Source organism: Flavobacterium sp., from assembly GCF_029242675.1.
Lineage (GTDB): Bacteria > Bacteroidota > Bacteroidia > Flavobacteriales > Flavobacteriaceae > Flavobacterium.
In genome coordinates this window covers 1-3,329 of record NZ_JAQWTM010000180.1, presented here as the reverse complement: position 1 = coordinate 3,329, position 3,329 = coordinate 1, and the positions used below count along the sequence as shown (strand labels likewise).

Genomic DNA, 3,329 nt, shown 5'->3' with positions numbered 1-3,329 from the left:
AACTAATAATGCAGATCAGCAGTTAGATGATATGTTTAAGATTATAAATGAGAATGGTAAAGGAGCTGTTATTTTTATTAATCAAGACATGCAATCGGTTAATTTATTGAATAGACTATCGGAGTTAAAACAGTTACAGGCCGAAGGTCAAATGAAGGCGCCTAAAATTATCATCGATAGTAAGGATTACGGAATTGGAGCTCAAATATTACATGATATTGATATTTCTAAAATTCGCTTAGTTTCGAATACAACCCAAGGAAAGAGAGTTGGAATGATAGGGTATGGCCTTGAAATTACTGAATACGTCAGCTATTAATACCTTTTCCAGATTTAATTTTAAAAATAAGTTTAAAGTAAATCTATGGAAATGAAAGGATTAAAAATTAGTTTAAAAAACTACTAAAATTTTTATCTAAATTGTTTTTGTAAATCGAAAAAGGTGTTTATATTTGCACTCGCAATCAGCAAATGATTGTCGCTCACTGGAGAAATGGCAGAGCGGTCGAATGCGGCAGTCTTGAAAACTGTTGACTGTAACAGGTCCGGGGGTTCGAATCCCTCTTTCTCCGCCAGTAGAAATACAAATTGAATTAAAACCCTTTAAATCGTATGATTTAAAGGGTTTTTTCTTTTTATCAATTGTCAAATTATTCATTAATACGTGAACCTAAAGGGATAAAATCGGTTACCCTAAACAATCCAAAATTTGGGTAACCGATTTTTTTCTCAGACTAGAATTCACAAGGCTTTACAGCCAGTTCAACAACCAGTTTAAAAACTGTACATCTTGTGGATTAGTCATATTGAAGTTAAATTTAATAATAACTAACAAGGTCACCACGATGAAAACAAAAGTATCCATTCTCTTTTATGCAAAGAGAGCAAAAGCCAGTGTTAATGGATTAGTCCCAATCTACACACGAATTACTATCAATGGCAAACGTATTGAATTAAGTACCAATCGCTTTGTAGAAATATCAAAATGGTCTACAGAAGCAGGCAAAATGAAAGGTACTTCAGAAGAAGCTCGTTCAATAAATAATCATCTTGATTTACTCAAAGTTCAAATTATTGATGCTCAAATGGAACTAATCCATAAAAAGATACCTATAACTTCTGAAACACTTAAAAGCAAAATATTAGGCGTTGATGAAAGAGCAAGAATGCTCGTTCCTATCTTCCAAGACCACAACAACAAAATAAAAGAATTGGTTGGCAAAGAATACGCACCAGGAACATTGGAGCGTTACAAAACTTCGTTGAGCCACACTATTGAGTTCCTACAATGGAAATACAATATTTCTGATATTGATATTACAAAGATTGATCACGCCTTTATCACCGATTATGAATTCTGGTTGAGAAGCGTTCGCAATTGTGCCAATAACACTGCTGTAAAATACATCAAGAACTTTAGTAAAATAATCAAAATTTGTCTGGCCAATAATTGGATTGAAAGAAACCCATTTGCAAACTACAAATCAAAAGTTAAAGAAGTAGAACGAGTTTATTTGACTGAAACAGAAATTCAAAACATAATCGAAAAAGATTTTAAAACCGAAAGGCTTTCATTAGTTCGCGATATCTTCCTTTTTAGCTGCTTTACTGGTTTGGCTTACATAGATGTCAAAAACTTGACAAAATCGCATATCAGCTTTGGTATTGATGGTGAGAAGTGGATATTCACTCACAGGCAGAAAACCGAAAGTGCTTCCAAAATACCAATACTTCCAGTAACACAAATGATAATTGATAAATATTCAGATCATCCACAAAGTGTAAATGAAGATAAACTGCTACCTATACTTTCAAATCAAAAAATGAATGCCTATTTAAAAGAAATAGCAGGAGTATGCGAGATTGAAAAAGAATTAACCTTCCATATTGCCCGACATACTTTTGCAACAACTGTAACACTTACTAATGGTGTTCCAATTGAAAGCGTTAGCAAAATGCTTGGACACAAAAATTTAAGAACAACCCAACATTACGCAAAAGTTCTCGATAAAAAAGTAAGTGAGGATATGATGATTTTGAGAGAAAAATTTATAAGTAAAGAGAATATGAGAAACGTAAACAATGGTTAATTATTTGAATTGACCATTCATAGAACATAAAATTTGATTAGTTTTGTAGCAATTTAATCTAAACTAAATTACTGTATTTAGTTAAACTGCACAAAATGAACCAAAACCTTAAAAAACTATTTCCTTCTTTTTCAAATGCACTTGTCGAAGATATAAATGCTAATGCAATTGATAAATCATTTACTACTGGCGATGTAATTATGAAAACTGGACAGTACATAAAACATACGGTTTTAGTTTTGAGAGGTAGTATTAAAATTTATCGTGAAGATGAAGATGGAGGAGAATTTTTTATGTACTATCTCCAACCTGGTCAAGCTTGTGCAATTTCTATGATATGTGCTACAAAAAATGAACAAAGTCAAATTATGGCAAAGGTCGTTGAAGATGCAGAACTTGTAATGGTGCCACTACCACTTATGGATAAATGGATGATGCAACATCGCTCTTGGTATGAATTTGTTATTGACACCTATCGTAGTCGTTTTGAAGAAGTTTTGGAAGTAGTTAATAGCATTGCTTTTAGAGCAATGGACGAAAGACTAGAGTTTTATATAAAACGTCATAAAGAAGCTTGTGGTTGTAACGATTTAAAACTTTCGCATCAAGAAATTGCAACTGAATTAAACACCTCCAGAGAAGTAATTTCTAGATTACTAAAAAAATTAGAACAACGCGGTGTACTAAAACTACATCGCAATCACATTGAACTTTTAAAATAAATCTACCTATGTGATAAAAGTTACAAATTGTAAAATTAATACGGTCAATATTTGCACCATAAAAATTTTACAATTATGGAATATATAGGTTATTTTGCATCAATACTTATTGGTGTTGCTTTAGGATTAATTGGTGGTGGTGGTTCAATTTTAACCGTGCCAGTTCTGGTATATTTGTTTGCTATCGAACCAGTTGTAGCAACTTCTTACTCTTTATTTATTGTTGGTTTAACTAGCGGCGTTGGTTCTGTTGGCTATTTCAAAAAAGGATTAGTAAATATAAAAACCGCAATAGTTTTTGGTATTCCATCAATTATAGCAGTATTTACAACTCGCGCATTAATTGTACCTGCAATTCCCAAAGTGGTTTTTACAGTTGGAACTTTTGTTGTTACAAAAAGTATTTTAATGATGGTTCTTTTCGCTATTTTAATGATTGCTGCATCATACAGTATGATTAAGAAAGATAAAAAAACAAACAGTGAAGAAAATGGCGAACAAAAATTCAATTATCCAT

General features: G+C 32.1%; 3 protein-coding genes, 1 tRNA gene and 1 pseudogene. All 5 read left to right on the top strand.

The window, feature by feature from the left end; translation table 11 throughout:
• Positions 1 to 319, top strand: a pseudogene (locus P8M54_RS06975) (bifunctional 3,4-dihydroxy-2-butanone-4-phosphate synthase/GTP cyclohydrolase II); the annotation flags it as partial.
• Between the two features lie 168 nt (positions 320 to 487).
• A tRNA-Ser gene (locus tag P8M54_RS06970) sits at positions 488 to 575 on the top strand.
• Between the two features lie 270 nt (positions 576 to 845).
• Positions 846 to 2,090: a site-specific integrase gene (locus tag P8M54_RS06965; protein ID WP_300286609.1), complete on the top strand. Its 1,245-nt coding sequence runs from the start codon at positions 846 to 848 to the stop codon at positions 2,088 to 2,090.
• A gap of 95 nt (positions 2,091 to 2,185) precedes the next feature.
• Positions 2,186 to 2,812, top strand: coding sequence for a Crp/Fnr family transcriptional regulator (locus tag P8M54_RS06960; protein ID WP_300286607.1), 627 nt, complete (start codon positions 2,186 to 2,188; stop codon positions 2,810 to 2,812).
• Between the two features lie 75 nt (positions 2,813 to 2,887).
• The coding region (locus P8M54_RS06955) for a sulfite exporter TauE/SafE family protein (RefSeq protein WP_300286605.1) at positions 2,888 to 3,329 on the top strand (442 nt) is incomplete at its 3' end.